Raw genomic sequence first — 15,382 nt, 5'->3', positions numbered from 1 at the left:
CTCATGTCAACCTCTTTCCCGTATAGTGGAGAAACACATCTTCCAGCGTTGCCGTTCGTGTTCGCAAACCGGATAATGGGACTCCGCTTGTTTCGGACCATGAAATCAAATCGCGCAACGTCTCCGGCAGCCGCTCCGTCAACAGCATCACATTGCGATCCTCGGAGCGGCGCACCTCCTTCACTCCACTCAAAGCAGCGAGCGGGGAAGAGTCCAATTCCGATTCCCAGGTGAATTCCACCACACTGTCCACATCCAACTGACGGATCAGTCCCGCCGGGGTATCCAATGCGATGATTTTCCCCTGATGCATGATCGCCACACGGTCACACAACTGTTCCGCTTCCTCCATATAGTGAGTGGACAAAAACACTGTTCGTCCCTCATCCCGCAAACGCAGGATAATGTCCCACAGCGCGCGCCGTGCTCCCGGGTCCAACCCGGTCGTCGGCTCATCCAAAAACAAGACCTGCGGATCATGTACCACGGCCAGTGCAATGGCCAAACGCTGCTTTTGTCCACCTGATAGATGTTTGACCCAGGTATTCCGTTTCTCTTGCAGGTCAAAAGCCGTCAGCAGCTCGTCCACCGGACGTGCATGGGGGTAGAAACTGCTGTAGAGCACGATCATCTCCCGTACAGTCATGTGCTCGAACAACGCGGTTGACTGCAACTGCAAACCGATTACATGTTTCACCCGATCCCGCTCTCGGACCACATCCATTCCGTCGATCCGGATCTCCCCTTCGTCCGGTACGCGCAATCCTTCGATCATCTCCATGGTCGTGGTTTTTCCCGCACCGTTTGGCCCCAACAGGCCAAAGACTTCCCCCCGCTTCACGTTGAACGTTACACCGTCCACCACGGCCACACCGTTATACCGTTTGACCAATCCACTCACTTCCACCATTGACTGATCCGCGCCGCCTTTCTCGTATTGGGATGACTGATTCAACCATTCTTGTACCTTCCAGTATACTACTAATCACGATAGATTCGACCCTTCTTTCCGGCCATCACATCATGCTCATGCATGGATTTTCCAGAACTTATCAAAAATCGATCAACCCGTATATTCTTGCGTTTTGCGCTTGTTTTTCGGCTCGCTCTGCCAGTTGCCCTGCAAAGAAGCAACAAATGAACGATTCCTGGCAAAACAAAATGGCTTCTGCAAAATACAGAAGCCATTTCATGAGATTGGCGGGACCCTTTTTATTCACTGCATCTGCTTTTGTTGATTGGCATGTTGACGAAGCACGTATTTCATCACTTTACCCATGCTGTTTTTCGGAAGTTCCTCCACAAAGACGACTTCATGCAGGAAGTGATCGGGCAAATACCGGCGGACATGGGTGATGATCTCCTCTTCGGTGACCGTGCTTCCTTGCTTCCGCACGACATAAGCCCGGGCAAGCTCGCCCCATATCGGATGTGCGACACCGACCACGGCGGACTCGGCCACTTCCTCCAATTGATTGATGACCGATTCCACTTGTGCCGGGAACACATTTTCCCCGCTGGTGATGATCATATCCCGCAGCCGGTCGACCACGTACAATAAACCGTTCTCGTCCATCCAGCCCGCATCCCGCGTATGGTACCAACCATTTCGAATCACTTCCTGGGTGGCTTCCTCCATATTCCAGTATCCTGCGAACGTCAATGGCCCCCTTAACACCACTTCTCCGATTTCACCTGGAGGCAATGATTCGCCCGTGGTGGGATCGACGATTTTCATCTCCGTCAGATATACAGCTTTTCCCGCCGATTCGCATGTCTCCAGACCATATTCCGGCAGCCAAAAGGTGGCGGCTCCCGCATACTCCGTTGCACCGTACACCTGTATCACATGGTACCCGAAGTCGTACATCCCCCGGATCAACTCCGCCGGTACCTTGGCCCCGCCGCAGATAATCATGCGAAGAGAAGGCGCATCCACATCCTGATGCTTCAACGACTCATAAATGTAGTTCAGCATCGAAGGTACGGAAAACATGATGTTGATCCTCTCAGCATGGAGGAGATCCCAAATCTGGATGGGGTGGAATTGGTCGTTCACGACCACCGTAAGGCCACGAACCAGGGCGCAGATGGGAATCACCATGCCGCTGATGTGGAACAACGGGGAAACCACCAAAAACCGATCCCGATACCGCCAATCCAATGTGGTCGTGTTGGCGACGCTGGCTGAGTATAAATTGGTGTGGGTACATACGACCCCTTTGGACCGGCCGGTAGTTCCGGAAGTATAGATGATCACGGCAGGATCTTCTCCGATCACATCCACCTGCGGCTCTTCATCTGGATATCCTTCAACCAACTCTTCCAAAGTGTCTTCTTCTATGTCCATGCGAATTTCCTGCTGAATGAAAGGAAGCCTGCCCAACAAAGGAGTGACCTCATCAAATTCTCCGTCGTAAAACAGGATTTTGGGAGTACAGTCTTCCAATATGTAACGAATGCCATCCGTTTTGAGCCGCCAGTTGATCGGTACCGTCACGGCACCGATTTTAGCCGCAGCCATATAGATGATCGGAAAATGATGACTGTTTTTGCAAATAAGTGCAATCCGATCTCCTTTTTGAACCTGCAATTGGAGCAGGTAATGAGCCAACTTGTTCACGATCCCATTGTATTCCCGGTACGTCAACCGTTTCGTCGGCGACACCAAAGCCTCCACATCCGGTGACAACCGCGTCCGGTGGCGAAGCAGCTCTCCAATGACGCTGACAGACATAGGAACCTCCTTGTCAATCAGTGGATTGATCATTTTACATCATTATATTAGTATACTTGCACGCAATTGTGAACTGTTTAATCAACAACTAAAAATTTTCATAGTTTCCCTTTTCCGAGAATGACTGACAAAACCTGCATCTATTCGATATACCAATCCCCCTTTTCTATTTCCTCAACACCTGGGTTTGTTTCTGTTTGGTTTGGGCCGTTGAGAGATAAATTCCGGCAAAGATGACAAGCAACCCGATGACCATATGGGGGGACAAGGGCTCATGCAGCAAAACTGCTCCCCAAATGATCGCTGTCAGTGGCACCAAGTATGTAACATTGACGGCAAATTGGGCACCACCTGCTGTGATCATGTAAAAAAACAGCAGATAGGCAATACCGGATCCAAATACCCCCAATCCTATCAACGCAAAGGCAGACTTGAGATTCCACAGAGCATCCAGTGAAACCCCCCGGGTGAATGCCATACCGATGAGCCCCACCCCGACACCCGTTACCAACGTCACCGTGGCGGTCAACAGCACATCCACGTCCGACAAAAAGCGCTTAGTATATTGTGAAGCGAAACCATAACACATGGCGGCCACCAACATCGTGCCGATTCCGACAAAATGTTCGCGGAATAAATCCGCTACGCGGAAATCCATCAAAATCAAAATTCCGACAAACCCCGTGGCAATCCCAATCCACTGCCGTTTCGTCAAAACCACCGAATATGCCACCACACCGATCAAACTCGTCCAAATCGGCGTGGTGGCATTGAGGATCGATGCCGTATTGCTGTGGATCTGCGTTTCGCTCCAAGAGATCAATCCCCAAGGCAGGCCGGCATTCAACACTCCGACTAAGACGAGTGGCCCCCACGGAATGGACCGCAACGGCGGTACTCCGCGATACAACAACAGCGGAATCAATACGGCAACGCCCGCAAGACAACGTAGAAAAACCACTCCCCATATGCCCGCCGGTTCCAACAGATATTTGATGAATACAAAGGACAATCCCCAGATGAGACTCAGCAAAACCAGCGCACCGTACAACCGGAACATATGATTCATACGTTTCATTCCACTCCTTTTTTCTTGCAATCTACTCTCTCCATTATGACAGATCGTGATCAAACGCGCTTTTCTGTTATATTCCCATTATAGAAATCTCCCATCCAAAAAAGAGCGATCCGTCCAATCACCGGAACGGATCGTCACTTTGGCGTGTCTGATCATTTCATTTATGAGCTTTCCGTAGCTTCGCTAGCCGGGACTTGGTAAGTCGCTCGCCTGAGAAAACATTGCCCCTCGCGGACTTACCAAACACACCCTCATTTATCAGAAACTGCTGTATAAATGAGTACAACTTTCCCGGAAGTTTTATCTCGGCTGCATGCGTAACGCACCGTCCAAGCGGATGGTGCTTCCGTTCAGCATGGGGTTTTCGACGATGCTTTGCGCCAGCAGAGCGAACTCTTCCGGCCTGCCCAGCCTGGAAGGAAACGGGGTCATCGCACCGAGTGCCTCCCGCGCTTTTTCCGGCAGAGAAGCAAACAGCGGTGTGTCAAATAAACCGGGCGCGATCGTCATGACGCGAATGCCGTGAGCAGCCAGTTCACGTGCGATCGGCAACGTCATGCCCACGATCCCGCCTTTGGAGGCGCTGTATGCAGCTTGACCGATCTGCCCTTCGAAAGCGGCCACCGAAGCCGTATTGATGATCACTCCCCGTTCCCCCTCGGCGTTTGGTTCGTTTTGGATCATTTGCTCCGCGGCCAGTCGAATCACATTAAAAGTGCCGATCAGATTGACTTGGATCACTCTTGCAAACGAGCCCAGATCATGCGGACCATCTTTTCCGAGCACTTTTTTGGCAATACCAATTCCTGCACAGTTGACCACCACATGCACCGTGCCGAAGCGGTCCGCAACCGCGTTCACCGCATGTTGCACGCTCGTTTCATCGGTAACGTCTGTTTTCACGAATATCGCCTGCTCGACCCATTCTTCCGCCAAAGCGGCACCTTTTTCCTCGTTGGTATCCCAGATGGCTACCTTTGCTCCCAATCGTGCAAAATGGCGTACCGTCGCTTCGCCCAGTCCGGATGCACCACCGGTAACGGCAACCACACCTTTTCGAACATCCATACCTTATGCCACTCCTTTCCCCTGAATATGATGAATAACACCACTTCCCTTCCGTCTACCGCTCCATCGCGTCTACATCGCCTCTATGATGGTCGCGTTGGCCATGCCGCCGCCTTCACAGATGGCGATCAACCCGTAGCGGGCGTTTCGCCGGCGGAGTTCGTATGCCAACGAGCCGACCAACCGTCCCCCTGTCGCTCCCAATGGATGTCCCAACGCAATCGCACCACCGTTGACGTTCACCTTTTCCAACGGAACACCTATCTCTTTTTGCCAAGCCAACACAACGGGGGCAAATGCTTCGTTGATCTCAAACAGGTCGATATCCTCCACCCTAAGACCCGCCCGCTGCAACACCTTTCTCGTGGCCGGGATCGGCCCGGTTAACATCGTCACCGGATCGGCACCGACGACAGCAAATGCGACAAACCGGGCCAAAGGACGGAGACCATATGCCTCCACCGCTTCTTTCGAACCGATCAGAAGGGCGCTCGCCCCGTCGGAGATTTGACTCGCGTTGCCAGCCGTAATCAGGTCGACGTGGTCGAATGCGGGGGGCAATTGCGCCATTTTTTCCAATGACGGGTTGTCGCGGATCCCTTCATCTTCCTCAACACGTACGTGTGTTTGTACGGGGAGGATTTCTTGTTGAAAATATCCCCTGGCACGAGCCGCTGACGCCCGTCGATGACTGTTATAAGCATACCGGTCGAGATCTTCACGCGTCAGACTCCACTGTTTGGCAATCATATCCGCGCCATACGCTTGATCGAACCAATTCCCCTCCAGACGATACCGCTCGCGAATCCCTTCCGTCATCGGGGTGCCCATCCCCCGGCCCAGCGTGGACATGATAGGGATCCGGGACATCGATTCCACCCCGCCGGCGATCACCAAATCGTACTGCCCCGCCATTACGCCTTGCGCCGCAAATTGAACCGCTTGCAATGACGAACCGCATTGCCGATCCACCGTCGTGGCGGGAACTGACTCGGGGAGACCGGCCGACAACCAAGCATTGCGGGCGATGTTGGCCCCCTGTTCACCCACTTGGTCCACGCATCCCATGATCACATCGTCCACTTTGCCCGGCTCGATCCGGGTGCGACGAAGCAATCCTTGCAAAAGGCCGCCCAGCAAATCGACGGGGTGAATCTCTTTCAAAGCGCCGTCCCGTTTACCGAACGGGGTTCTAACGGCATCCAACAAATAGGCTTCTCTCAACGCTCTCCCTCCCTGTCTGGTGCTCCTCGCTCAATCTACTTTTTCCGTATGCTTCAATAACGCTTCCGTGTGTGCGCCCAATTCGGGAACTTGGGCGTTTGGGGAAGACATTCCGATGTTGCCGATATCATGCTTCACCTGTGGATGTTGCCACACTTCTTCCGGTTCCAGGACGGGGGTCAAACAACAATCCGCTTCACGCCCCCATGCCTCCCAATCTTGAAGCGGACGGGAACGAAACCAACGCTTGATCTCTTCATAAACCGGATTCTCGTCCGTCGCGGGAGAAAAATAAGCTTTCAACCAATCCTCTCTGCCCGAACGCTTGCAAAATCGCTCCCAAAACTTTTCTTCCAGAGCAGCCAAGCTGACATACCGGCCATCGGCTGTTTCATAGATGGCGTAATTGACGACCTGGCCGCTCAGAAATGGAATTCCCTCGGGCTGGTATCGATAATGCGCCATCAACGAAGCCATGACGCCGGTCAGCGAAATGTCCAGATGAGCCCCTTCCCCCGATCGTTCCCGACGGAACAGCGCGGTGGTAATCGCTTCGCTCGCGGCAATGCCCCCGATCAGGTCGGCCCATGTGAGGGCGGGGTGAACAGGACTGCCCTTGTCGTCCTTGATTTGCGACAGTGCCCCGCTGAGTGACACGTAATTCAAATCGTGGCTGGCGAGACCGCTCATGGGCCCAGTCTGGCCGTACCCGGATAAAGAGCAATACACTATGTCGGGTTTCACTCTCCGAACCTGTTCGTAGCCCAAGCCCAGCTGAGTCATTACACCCGGCCGAAAACTCTCCACCACCACATCGGCGTCCGCGATGAGACGCAGGGCCGATTCTATCCCCGCCCGTTGTTTGAGGTCGATCACCACACTTTTTTTGCCGCGATTGTATGCCTGGAAAACAGCGGGCATCCGTCGGCCGGGATCGCCGCCGGGCGGTTCCACTTTGATCACCTCGGCTCCGCGGTCCGCCAACCGTTGGGTGGCAAACGGTCCGGGCAGATACCATGAAAAATCAATGATACGAATGCCATGCAGCAATGGTTTCACCTTCCCTCTCCCAATCCCAAGCGTCTGGCGATAATGGATTTCATGATCTCATTGGTTCCCGCGTAAATGGAGGTGACAGCGATGTCCCGGAATCTCCGTGCGATCGGGTATTCCTCCATGTATCCGTAACCACCGTGCAGTTGCATGCACTGTGCGGCCACGCGCTTGGCCATCTCGGTCAGCCACCATTTGGCCATCGAGACCTCGGTGACACAGTCAACGCCTTTCCTGTGTTCTTCGATCAGACGTTCGAGAAAGGCCCGCCCCAGTTCGATCTCCGTAGCCATCTCCGCCATGGTGAATTGCGTGTGTTGAAACTGGCCGATCGGCCTTCCAAATGCCGTCCGCTTTTTTACGTAGTCCAATGTTGTTCGAAACATCTCTTCAGCCGCCACCCAAGCGGACAGTGCCACCACCAAACGCTCCTGTTGCAGCTGGTTCATCAGATAGTAAAACCCTTTTCCTTCTTCACCCAGAAGATTGCGGACCGGCACGCGACACTCGTCAAAAAAGAGTTCCGCTGTGTCCAGACAGTGCAAGCCCACTTTCTCCAACTTCTTCCCTCTTTCAAATCCCGGTGTTCCGCGTTCCACCACGAGCAGACTGATCCCTTTGTGTTTCGGTTCTGCGCTGGGATCGGTTTTGCACACCACGATGATCAAGTCAGCATGAATACCGTTGGTGATGAAGGTTTTTTGCCCGTTCAGCACATAAACGTCCCCTTCGCGTCGGGCCGTCGTGGTGATATTGGCCAGGTCGGAACCCGTTCCCGGTTCCGTCATGGCGATGGCCGTAATCAAGTCACCGCTGACACATCCCGGCAACCAACGTTGTTTTTGCTCCTCCGTACCATAAGCGGTAAGATAGGGAACCACGATTTCATTGTGCAGCGCAATGCCGGCCAAACCGGAACCGACGCGTTCCATCTCCTCGATGATGGCCACCGCGTACAACCAATCGGCACCCGCTCCGCCGTACCGCTCTTCCACGGTGGGACAAAGCCAGCCGTTCTCCCCCATCTTCTTCCAAAATGATCGAGGGATCAGCCGATCCTTTTCCCACTGCTCGTAATGGGGTACAGCTTCCTTTTCCAGAAAGCGACGGAATGTTTGGCGAAACACCTGTAACTCCTCTTGGTGTGCCAACTTCATCAACCGGCCCCCTCCTGACCGACGGAGACACCCGTTGCTCCAGAACGCAATCGATACCGCTGAATTTTGCCGCTTGCGTTTTTCGGCAGCGCTTCCACGAAAACGTAACGCCTGGGCCGTTTGTAATTGCTCAATTTGTCACTCTCCCGCAGAAACGCATCCAATGTTTCCTCCGTCAACGAATGATCCTTGGGCACCACATACGCGACGACGCGTTCTCCCCACGTTTCATCCGGCTCGCCGACGACGGCTACTTCGAACACACCGGGGTGTTCGTACAAGACGTCCTCGATCTCCCGGGGATAAATATTTTCGCCCCCGCTGATGATCATGTCATCCATCCGGTCCACCACCCAGAGATACCCTTCTTCGTCGAGATAGCCCAAATCGCCGCTGTGGTACCAACCCTTGTATAAAGCTTTTCGATTGGCTTCCTCGCGTTTGTAATAGCCCTGCATCAAGCAAGTTCCCCGTACCAGAATTTCGCCCACTTCCCCCGGCGGGAGGACCTCTTCCGGTTCGGAGGGACCATCCGTTCCAGGCCGGACCACGCGCACTTCGTGATGAATGGCGGGTTTCCCGGCAGAACCTGCTTTTTTCAGTTGTTCATCCGGGAGGAGAAACGTGACAGCAGGGCCCATTTCGGTCATGCCGTAGGCCTGTACCAAGCCGATCCCCAACCGCTCATGAATGGTTCGTACCATTGACGGTGCCATCGGTGCCGCCCCATAGAGTCCCAACCGAAGGGACGACAAATCGTAGTCCTCCACGTTTTCTTTCAGCAACAGGTTCCACATGGTGGGTGCAGCGAACAACATGGTCACTTGTTCTCGCTGAATGGTCTCCAACACGGTGCGGGCATCGAATTGATGCAACAAGACATTGCCGGCGCCGATGTGCACCCGCGGCAGAAAACAACAGTGCAGTTCCGCCGCATGAAACATGGGTGCGACAGCCAGTCCACGGTCTCGGGGCGTGAGTTGCGTCATGGCGATCAGGATTTGGCTCTGTTCGATCAGATCGCGATGACGGTGCATGACCCCCTTGGGTTTGCCAGTGGTGCCGCTGGTGTACATGATGGAAAAGGTGTCTTGTTCGTCCACATTGATATTGATGGAAAGATCGGGCGCTTTCTCGACCAATTCCCAATAATCCTGTGCATATCCTGATGATGTTCCTCGGTCGATACACCAAAACACCAAGTCATCCTGTCGTTCCGCGATGGGCCGGATCTGTGCTTCCACCATCGACTCAAAGACGACCACTTTCGGCTCCGCGTCCCGGAGAATAAACGCAATCTCCTCACTGGAGAGCCGATAATTGATAGGGTTGAAGACCGCTCCCAACTTGGCACAGGCGAAAAAGAGGGAGCCCAATTCCAAGGTGTTGTACAACACCGCGGAAACACGGTCTCCTTTCTTCACCCCCGCATCCGTCAATGCCCGCGCCAACCGATTGACGTGTTGGTTCCACTGTTCATAGGTGACGCGCCGGTTTTGACGGAGATCCAAAATCGCTTCCCGGTCCGGATGCCGTTCCGCCGTCTGTTCCAACAGTGTTCCGATCGTGGGATACATGCCCCGTCCTCCTTAATGTTGGATTCAATGGTCGACATATTTCCCATACCATCGCGAAGAACCGTACCCATGATATTTATTCGGAAATTCTGCTCATTTCCCTTTTTCATTGTGAGGTTATTCTTATAATTGATAATTATCTCAAACATATAGCCCGCATTTCTCCTCGTGGTCCGTTTCTCCGCTTTGCGGGGCTCCTGAAGGTCGCTTGCCCGGGAAAACAATTCGTTGCAATAATATTTCACCCTTTATGAAATATCTCCTAGTTGTCAGTTGTCAATTGACTCTCCATCGTGCATGATGAAAGTGATGTTTTGCTGAAAAAAACGATTTCTGAAATGGGAGTGTCGCCATGGAAGCTTTCGAAAGATGGATGTCGTTTCCCGATTTGGATCCCGGGCTAAAAGAAGAGTTGGCGATGTGCCGACATGACGAAACGGAAATCGAGGACCGGTTCTACCGCCACCTCACGTTTGGTACCGCAGGGCTGCGCGGGCTGATCGGTGCGGGAACCAACCGGATGAACCGTTACACCGTCCGCCGCGCCAGTGAAGGTTTTGCTCGGTATTTGCTCAATCAGTCCGATGCCCCGGAAAAGGGGGTTGTCATCGGCTACGATTCCCGCCACGGGTCGTTAGATTTCGCCCGGGAAGCGGCGGGGGTGTTCGCCCATCACGGCATCCAGGTCTACCTGTTCGACGAATTGTGCCCCACACCGATGCTGTCGTTTGCCATTCGCCATTTGGGGGCGGCGGGCGGCGTCATGATCACCGCCAGCCACAACCCGGCGGAATATAACGGATACAAAGTGTTCGCCGAAGATGGCGGGCAGATCTCTTCCGATACAGCACACCGTATCATTCAGCAAATCGAACAGGTCGAAAACGAACTGACCATCCCTTGTATGCCGATAGAAAAAGCGATTGAAACGGGACGCCTTCACATAATGGGAGAAGCCATCCGCAGTGCATATACGAGTCGGTTGCGTGCGCTGTCCTTGCATCCCGATTTGGCAAAACGGATGAATAAGCCGCTGCGCATCGTATTCACCCCGTTGCACGGGACCGGCAACAAGCCTGTACGCCGCATTCTGCGGGAGCTGGGTTATGAACACGTCTACACAGTATCCGAGCAGGAGCATCCTGATCCCAACTTCTCTACAGTCACGTCGCCCAATCCGGAGGACCCCCGCGCTTTCGACATGGCGCTGGCGCTCGCCCGGGAACGGGACGCTCATCTGGTGATCGGCACTGATCCGGATGCTGACCGCCTGGGAGTTTGGGTACGCGTGCGTGAAGGAAAATACCAACCGCTCAACGGGAATCAGATTGGCGCATTGTTGTTGTATTACCTCTTGGAACAGAAGAAGCAACAGGGCGACCTCCCTGAAAACGGCGCTGTGATCAAATCCATCGTCACTTCGGACCTGGGCCAATCAATCGCCCAATCCTACAGCATCACGATGGAAGAAACCTTGACCGGATTCAAGTATATCGCCGCCAAAATCGAGGAGTACGAAAAAAGCGGCCGTCATACATTCCTGTTCGGATACGAGGAAAGCTACGGCTATCTGGCGGGTTCATTTGTGCGGGACAAAGACGCCGTTCAAGCCGCAATGCTGTGCTGTGAGATGGCCGCCTACTACAACGAAAAAGGAAAGAACCTGGTCAATGTGTTGAACGACCTGTACCGGCGGTACGGCACCTATCGGGAAGACTTGCTCTCATTGACCCTGGAAGGAAAAGCGGGACAGGAAACGATCACCCGCATCATGGAGCGGTTGCGTGGAAAGCCGTTGTCCGACATCGGTGGCTTCTCCGTACGAGAATGTCAAGATTATCTGAAAGGGATCGACGGGCTGCCTTCTGCGGACGTATTGAAATACCGCCTCGAAGACGGCAGTTGGGTTGCCGTTCGACCGTCGGGGACCGAGCCGAAGATCAAATTTTATTTCAGCGTAGTGGCCGACAATGCAGAACGTGCCGAACAAACCTTGCATCAGCTGCAAACGTCGATCCGTTCGCTGATCCGCCCCTTTACAGAAAAAGACCAATGAAGCGGGGATGACCACTCACGAGGAATGTAGTATATCCGGTTCACTTGCAGATATTTCTACAGGAGGCAGCCGGGGAGCGGAACTTGTCAGAAAGTTGTCGCTTCCCCGCCACGCTTCACAAGCTTCCGTCTTTTGTTACAATATCAATGCCGTCAGAAGAAAACGAACGGAGGAATACGCATGTATCAGGTGAACAACCGCATTCGAATCGAATCCGCGGAACAACTGCAACATCTGGTGGAACGATTCCGTACGGCACCGGAATCGATGAAGGAAGTGCCCGGATTCATCTCGTTTCGCCTGCTCAAAGCGGAAGACGAGTCCCATCTGTTGGTGGAGACCGTTTTTGAATCAAAAGAGGCCTTTGTCAACTGGACGCAAAGCGAACATTTCAAACGGGCTCACGGCGGTCGTACCCATCAAAACGCCCGACCTGATCTGTCCGCATACGAAGTATTAATCAAGTAGAGAAAGGAGTCGTCGAATGGCGTATCATATCGCTCTGTTTATTCATGTCGTTTCCGTCGCCACTTGGTTTGGGGGATTGTCCATGATGGCCATTTGGCTACGAAATGCTGCTCGCGGGCAATCGATCGATGCACAGGCGTCACTCCTGGCTGCCCATCGGGCCAACATGACCATGCTGGTACCGACGGCCATACTGGCGCTCATCACCGGACTGTATATGCTGATGAGCGGCGATTGGGGGAGTGACAAACCGTTGTGGTTGCTGATCAAAGAACGCTTCGCCAGCACGTGGATTCTGATCTATGTTCTGTTGTTTTCCTTCTTCGGCGGTAAACTGCTGAAGAAAGCACAAGCAGAAAAGGATACCGAAATCGCGGTCAAGCGCTACATTCTTTGGCTCAATCTCTCATTGGCGATTTTGACGCTGATCATCTTGGTTGTGACATTCAAATTCTCCTGAACCGACCGCAAGCGTTTTTCGTCCGGTTATCGGGTGGCCCTTTCCTCTTTCGCGGAAAAAAGGCCACCCTTCTTTTTTAACCAAGACTATGAACTCTCTTTCTCTCCCGTTATAATGGAATGAAAGAAGAGAAGGGAGTTTTATTGTGCTGGATCACGCCGTCTTTTTGCTGAAGTTTCTGCGATCACCCAGGAGCATTGGAAGCATTGTACCCAGTTCCCCTTTTTTGGCTTATGAAATGATGAAACCCGTCGATTGGGAACAACTGGACGTTATCGTGGAATTGGGTGCAGGAACGGGTGCATTGACGCGATACATTCACCAATGGAAAAAGGCGAACAGTTACGCCCTGATTTTCGAAAAGGATCGGCAGCTTCGGAATCGGCTGAAAACAGCGTATCCCGATTTCCTCTTCGCCTCTGATGCCCGTCACCTCTCCCGCGAGCTTCGCAAACATGACTTGGGGCAAGCGGATTGCATCTTCAGTGGGCTGCCGTTCGCCAACTTCCCCCCACCGCTGCGGAACAGGATTATTCGGGAAGTGCGACGTTCACTGAGACCCAACGGCCTATTCATCACCTTTCAATACACGCTCCAGATGAAACCACATTTGGAGCAACAGTTCCACACGGTTGAAATCGTCTTCACGCCCTGGAACATTCCGCCCGCTTTCGTATATATCTGCCGAAACCATGAATGACAAAAAAGCCCCTTCACCGGAAACACCGGTGAAGGGGTGTTTTATGACTTCAACCGTTCCAGCACATTGGTCGTCATCCGTTCCACCTTGGCATTGTACGCCGCCTGAGCCGTATGGCCGAACGGATCCAGGAACCAGCTCCAATAAAACGTTCCCGTCGCAAATGCCGCTTTGCCTCCCGGTTTGGGATACCAAACCACATTGGCATAGTTGGGTTTTCCGTAGCAATATATCGGCGAGTGGGCAATCACCTGAACACCCGGGATCTTGCCACCGTAACGATCGATCTCGCCGCCGACTACACCCGGAATCTTGTCCCCTTTCCTCAAACCGGTTCCTTCATAGATCCAATGATTGGGGTCAGAAACCACCAATGGAGCGGGATGGTCCGGGATTCCGGCGTACATGATGCCAAAAACCTGATCTTCCGGCTTCAATACCGGTTTATCGCGAAAACGCGTCGTGACCAATTCCGGATGGATATAATAGTAAGGATCGCGATCGGCATTTTGTTTGTAAGAAACCATCACGCGATTGGGACGTCCCTCTTTGTCCGGTTCAAAGCGAACCTGCCAGTACCCGACATTGGCACCAAACACCGCCAAATTGATACGGTTGTTGGTAAGGGTCTCGATGCTGTTTCGCATCTGCATCGACCAGTATTCGGAGTGTCCTGCAATAATCAGCGCTTTGACCTGCGCTTTCTCAAGCAGACCGAGATGCACGTCCATATCTGTCAGGTAAGTGAGGCTGTACCCTTTTTTCTCCAGCCAGCGAATGAGGTTGTACTCAAACTTGAAAAATTGACCTGCACCAAAGAAGTCATCAAACGGACGGTTGAACGAAACTTTGGCGGATTGAATTCCTTCAGTGCTGTTGTAGGAGTACAAACTCTTGCCGCCCCAGGCATTGTAGGCTTGATAGGTATTGGTTGCGATCAAGACGGCAAAATCAGCGTGCGGCACAGGTTGACGGACGACGAACGGTATATAGCTTTGTCGCCCTTCTTCGTCTACCAGTTTATTCAGATAAAAACCGGTTGTCCAGTGATCGGGGATGCGAATGGCGTGTGTCGGCTTCCAACCGGCGTCCATCGTTTCCGGATCAGGCGTTGATGGCTGTGATACGGGTGGAAATCCATCGATTTTTTCGACCAAACGTCCCCCACGTCCACCGTACCAACCCATCCGATAGATCTCCATCCGATACGGCTTCTGGCTGGAAACGTAAAACGTGATCCAGTTACCCGGACGGACCGATACGGCGGAAGCGTAACCCTGCAACAGGTGTTTACCGGGGATCGAGATCTTCCAGTTGTTCGTTCCCGGTTTGCGGTTTTCTTCACGAATGCTGGTTGCATGTGACGGTTCGCTCAGCGGTGGCTGGCTCCCCTGCAACAAATGCAAATGATTGGATTGCCCCACCAACATCAACAACGACTTGAGGAAATCAGGTGCAAAGGTGCTGGACCCCACGACCATCCCCATCAACTGAGTTAATTTCTCAATCGCTTCCCGTCGCGTTAACTCCTGTTCCAACTGCTTTTGTGAATACTGAGCAATGCGATTCCACCAGTTCAACCTCGTTCGCCTCTCCCATTCACCTTATTTTGTATGTGTATAAGGCCTCTTTTTCTATATTACAGGAAGAATCGATCATTTCACCAAGAAAATTTTTGACGAATTCAGGTTGATTTCCTATTCCCTTCTTCAAGGCATGGGACAGGGATATTTGGGAAGGAATTCTCACATTTTGCTCTCACATACATTCATAATATTTCAACCGGTCCCATTATCCCTTTGAG

At 52.9% G+C, this 15,382-nt stretch carries 13 protein-coding genes; 4 read left to right on the top strand and 9 right to left on the bottom strand.

Going from position 1 to position 15,382, the window contains the following annotated elements; translation table 11 throughout:
* Position 1: 1 nt before the first annotated feature.
* From KI215_RS01310 to KI215_RS01275, 8 genes are all read right to left on the bottom strand, one after another.
* The gene (locus KI215_RS01310; protein WP_212775004.1) at positions 2 to 910 is read right to left on the bottom strand and encodes an ABC transporter ATP-binding protein; all 909 of its coding nucleotides are present in this window, start codon (positions 908 to 910) and stop codon (positions 2 to 4) included.
* A gap of 306 nt (positions 911 to 1,216) precedes the next feature.
* Entirely contained in the window at positions 1,217 to 2,737 is a 1,521-nt protein-coding gene (locus KI215_RS01305) for a class I adenylate-forming enzyme family protein (RefSeq protein WP_212773833.1), read from the bottom strand.
* Positions 2,738 to 2,903: 166 nt separating this feature from the next.
* Entirely contained in the window at positions 2,904 to 3,806 is a 903-nt protein-coding gene (locus KI215_RS01300) for a DMT family transporter (RefSeq protein ID WP_338048316.1), read from the bottom strand.
* Between the two features lie 309 nt (positions 3,807 to 4,115).
* Entirely contained in the window at positions 4,116 to 4,883 is a 768-nt protein-coding gene (locus KI215_RS01295) for a 3-hydroxyacyl-CoA dehydrogenase (protein WP_212773832.1), read from the bottom strand.
* Positions 4,884 to 4,955: 72 nt separating this feature from the next.
* Complete coding sequence (locus KI215_RS01290; RefSeq protein WP_212773831.1) at positions 4,956 to 6,107, bottom strand: thiolase family protein; 1,152 nt, start codon at positions 6,105 to 6,107, stop codon at positions 4,956 to 4,958.
* A 30-nt stretch (positions 6,108 to 6,137) separates the two neighbouring features.
* A complete protein-coding gene (locus KI215_RS01285) occupies positions 6,138 to 7,166 on the bottom strand; it encodes a CaiB/BaiF CoA transferase family protein (protein WP_212773830.1) in 1,029 nt (342 codons plus the stop codon).
* Entirely contained in the window at positions 7,163 to 8,317 is a 1,155-nt protein-coding gene (locus KI215_RS01280; protein ID WP_212775002.1) for an acyl-CoA dehydrogenase family protein, read from the bottom strand. Before KI215_RS01280 ends, KI215_RS01285 begins: the two co-directional genes overlap by 4 nt.
* The gene (locus KI215_RS01275) at positions 8,317 to 9,894 is read right to left on the bottom strand and encodes a fatty acid--CoA ligase (protein WP_212773829.1); all 1,578 of its coding nucleotides are present in this window, start codon (positions 9,892 to 9,894) and stop codon (positions 8,317 to 8,319) included. Before KI215_RS01275 ends, KI215_RS01280 begins: the two co-directional genes overlap by 1 nt.
* 352 nt (positions 9,895 to 10,246) lie before the next feature.
* On the opposite strand from KI215_RS01275, the gene KI215_RS01270 reads away from it, so the two are divergent.
* The 4 genes from KI215_RS01270 to KI215_RS01255 all read left to right on the top strand — a co-directional run bounded on the left by KI215_RS01270 (position 10,247) and on the right by KI215_RS01255 (position 13,578).
* Positions 10,247 to 11,950 (top strand): phospho-sugar mutase, encoded by a 1,704-nt coding sequence (locus KI215_RS01270; protein WP_212773828.1) that lies wholly within the window; start codon positions 10,247 to 10,249, stop codon positions 11,948 to 11,950.
* A gap of 180 nt (positions 11,951 to 12,130) precedes the next feature.
* Positions 12,131 to 12,418: an antibiotic biosynthesis monooxygenase family protein gene (locus KI215_RS01265; RefSeq protein ID WP_212773827.1), complete on the top strand. Its 288-nt coding sequence runs from the start codon at positions 12,131 to 12,133 to the stop codon at positions 12,416 to 12,418.
* A 16-nt stretch (positions 12,419 to 12,434) separates the two neighbouring features.
* Positions 12,435 to 12,878 (top strand): hypothetical protein, encoded by a 444-nt coding sequence (locus KI215_RS01260; protein ID WP_212773826.1) that lies wholly within the window; start codon positions 12,435 to 12,437, stop codon positions 12,876 to 12,878.
* Between the two features lie 145 nt (positions 12,879 to 13,023).
* A complete protein-coding gene (locus KI215_RS01255; RefSeq protein WP_246512156.1) occupies positions 13,024 to 13,578 on the top strand; it encodes a class I SAM-dependent methyltransferase in 555 nt (184 codons plus the stop codon).
* 41 nt (positions 13,579 to 13,619) lie between these two features.
* Here the strand turns inward: KI215_RS01255 and KI215_RS01250 are convergent, their stop codons facing one another.
* Positions 13,620 to 15,158 carry a N,N-dimethylformamidase beta subunit family domain-containing protein gene (locus KI215_RS01250; RefSeq protein WP_212773825.1) on the bottom strand — a complete coding sequence of 513 codons (1,539 nt, stop codon included), beginning with the start codon at positions 15,156 to 15,158 and terminating at the stop codon, positions 13,620 to 13,622.
* Positions 15,159 to 15,382 lie beyond the last annotated feature (224 nt).

Source organism: Polycladomyces abyssicola (assembly GCF_018326425.1).
GTDB lineage: Bacteria > Bacillota > Bacilli > Thermoactinomycetales > JIR-001 > Polycladomyces > Polycladomyces abyssicola.
The sequence above is the reverse complement of the archived record's forward strand: the minus strand, read 5'-3'. Positions and strand labels throughout refer to the sequence as shown.

Excerpts from the sequence above, each read along its gene's own strand:
- KI215_RS01310 (WP_212775004.1), bottom strand. The coding sequence starts at position 910 with ATGGTGGAAGTGAGTGGATTGGTCAAACGGTATAACGGTGTGGCCGTG.
- KI215_RS01275 (WP_212773829.1), bottom strand. The coding sequence starts at position 9,894 with ATGTATCCCACGATCGGAACACTGTTGGAACAGACGGCGGAACGGCAT.
- KI215_RS01305 (WP_212773833.1), bottom strand. The coding sequence starts at position 2,737 with ATGTCTGTCAGCGTCATTGGAGAGCTGCTTCGCCACCGGACGCGGTTG.
- KI215_RS01300 (WP_338048316.1), bottom strand. The coding sequence starts at position 3,806 with ATGAATCATATGTTCCGGTTGTACGGTGCGCTGGTTTTGCTGAGTCTC.
- KI215_RS01260 (WP_212773826.1), top strand. The coding sequence starts at position 12,435 with ATGGCGTATCATATCGCTCTGTTTATTCATGTCGTTTCCGTCGCCACT.
- KI215_RS01280 (WP_212775002.1), bottom strand. The coding sequence starts at position 8,317 with ATGAAGTTGGCACACCAAGAGGAGTTACAGGTGTTTCGCCAAACATTC.
- KI215_RS01270 (WP_212773828.1), top strand. The coding sequence starts at position 10,247 with ATGGAAGCTTTCGAAAGATGGATGTCGTTTCCCGATTTGGATCCCGGG.
- KI215_RS01265 (WP_212773827.1), top strand. The coding sequence starts at position 12,131 with ATGTATCAGGTGAACAACCGCATTCGAATCGAATCCGCGGAACAACTG.
- KI215_RS01295 (WP_212773832.1), bottom strand. The coding sequence starts at position 4,883 with ATGGATGTTCGAAAAGGTGTGGTTGCCGTTACCGGTGGTGCATCCGGA.